The following is a 2,036-nucleotide window of genomic DNA, read 5'->3' on the forward strand; positions in this document are numbered from 1 at the left end:
CTTCGCGATGAGGGGCTTGATGCCGGGCAGCTGGGCGATCACGAAGACGGCGACGATGATCAGGTACGGGGCGTACGCCCGCGCGATCTCGGCGCGGCTGTCCGGCACGTCCGGGACGCTCGGCCGCCCCGGCAGCACGCCGACCGGCTCGTCGACGGCACCGTGCCGGCGCGGAACGTCGCGCGGAACGTCGCGGCCGGTGCCGCCGGTCCCGGCGCCGCCGGTGGTCGCGGGGCCGGTGGTGGCGGGGGTGGTGGTGAGGCCGTCGGCCGCACCGGTGCGCCCGGCGGTGGCGACGCCGCCGCCGACCGCGACCGGCTCCTCGACCTCCGGCTCCACGTACGTGTGGGCCGGCTGCCAGACCCGCAGCAGCAGGACGACCGCACCCGCGGACAGCAGCGAGGCGAGGATGTCGGTCAGCGGGACCGAGACGTAGTTGGACGCCACGAACTGCACGATCGCGAACGCCACGCCGCAGACCACCGCGGCCGGCCAGGTGTCGCGGATGCCGTTCTTGCGGTCGACGATGAAGACCAGGATCAGCGGCACGAACAGCGCCAGCAGCGGGGTCTGCCGGCCGACCATGCCGCCGAGGTCGTCCTGGGGCAGCCCGCTGACCGTGGCGAGCGTGACGATCGGAGTGGCGAGCGCGCCGAACGCGACCGGCGCGGTGTTCGCGACCAGCGAGAGCACCGCGGACTTCAGCGGCCGGAAGCCGAGCGCGATGAGCATGACCGAGCTGATCGCGACCGGCGTCCCGAAGCCGGCCAGCGCCTCCAGCAGCGCCCCGAAACAGAACGCGATGATGACGGCCTGGATCCGCTGGTCGTCGCTCACCGAGGTGAACGACCGCCGGAGCACGTCGAAGTGCCCGGACTCGACCGTCATGTTGTATATCCAGATCGCGTTGATGACGATCCAGAGGATCGGGAAGAAGCCGAATGCCGCGCCTTCGGTTGCGGCCAGCGCCGCCTGGTCGAACGGCATGGGATAGACGAACACCGCGACGATGATCGCGACGAGCAGCGAGAGCAGCGCGGCGATCCAGGCCCGCATCCGCAGCACACCGAGCAGCACGAACAGTGCTGCCAGGGGTAGCGCCGCGAACAACGAGCTCCAGCCGAGCGAGTCGGCTACCGGATCCAGGACCTGGCGATACATCGGCGTCCACCTTCCAGCGACAGGACCCCCGTGTTACGGCGATACGTGATCCGGGTCACCCCGGTTCGGTAATTCCTAGCGGTTGGTCAGTTGTTCAATCGAGTGGCCTCGCATCGAGGCGTCGAGCACTTCGACGGTGTGTGCGAGGGCGATGTGGCCACCGTTGCGGCGCAGGGCAGCGGCGACCTGCATGAGGCAGCCGGGGTTGGCGGTGACGAGCACTTCCGCGCCGGTGGCCAGCACGTTCGCGGCCTTCCGGTCGCCGAGCTCGGCCGCCGGCCCCGGGTTGAGCAGGTTGTAGATGCCGGCCGAGCCGCAGCACAGCTCAGCCTCCGCGACCTCCTTGAGCTTCAGTTGAGGAATCCCGGTCAGCAGCTCCCGCGGCTGGTCCCGGATCCCCTGCGCATTCGAGAGGTGGCAGGCGTCGTGATAGGCGATCGTCACCGGCAACGGGTGCCGGGGGGCGACCGGGCCGAGCTCGGTCAGCAGTTCGGAGATATCCCTGACCTTGCCCGCGAACGCGCCCGCGCGATCCGCGTACACCGGGTCGTCGGCGAGCAGGTCGGCGTACTCCTTCATGGACGAGCCGCAGCCGGCCGCGTTGACGACCACCCGCTCGACGCCGGCGCCGGCGAACATGTCGATGAGCTTGCGGGCGAACGCCTTCGCCTCCGGCTCGCGTCCATTGTGGACCGACAGCGCACCGCAGCAGCCCTGCCGGGCCGGGATGACGACGTCGCAGCCCTCCATCGCCAGCACCCGCGCCGTGGCGGCGTTGACGCCGGGGAAGAAGGCGCCCTGCACGCACCCGGTCAGCATGCCGACGGTCATCCGCTTCGGGCCGCGGGCCCCGACCCGCTCGGGCAACACCGGCG

2 protein-coding genes are annotated in these 2,036 nt (G+C 70.9%); both read right to left on the bottom strand.

The window, feature by feature from the left end; translation table 11 throughout:
- A partial coding sequence (locus VFO68_RS17735) for an L-lactate permease (protein WP_325159416.1) occupies positions 1–1,161 on the bottom strand: 1,161 nt, incomplete at its 3' end.
- 75 nt (positions 1,162–1,236) lie between these two features.
- Positions 1,237–2,036 (bottom strand): (Fe-S)-binding protein (locus VFO68_RS17740; RefSeq protein WP_325159417.1); only part of this gene is annotated, 800 nt, incomplete at its 5' end.

Source organism: Actinophytocola sp., from assembly GCF_035712165.1.
Taxonomy (GTDB): Bacteria; Actinomycetota; Actinomycetes; order Mycobacteriales; family Pseudonocardiaceae; genus DASYTH01.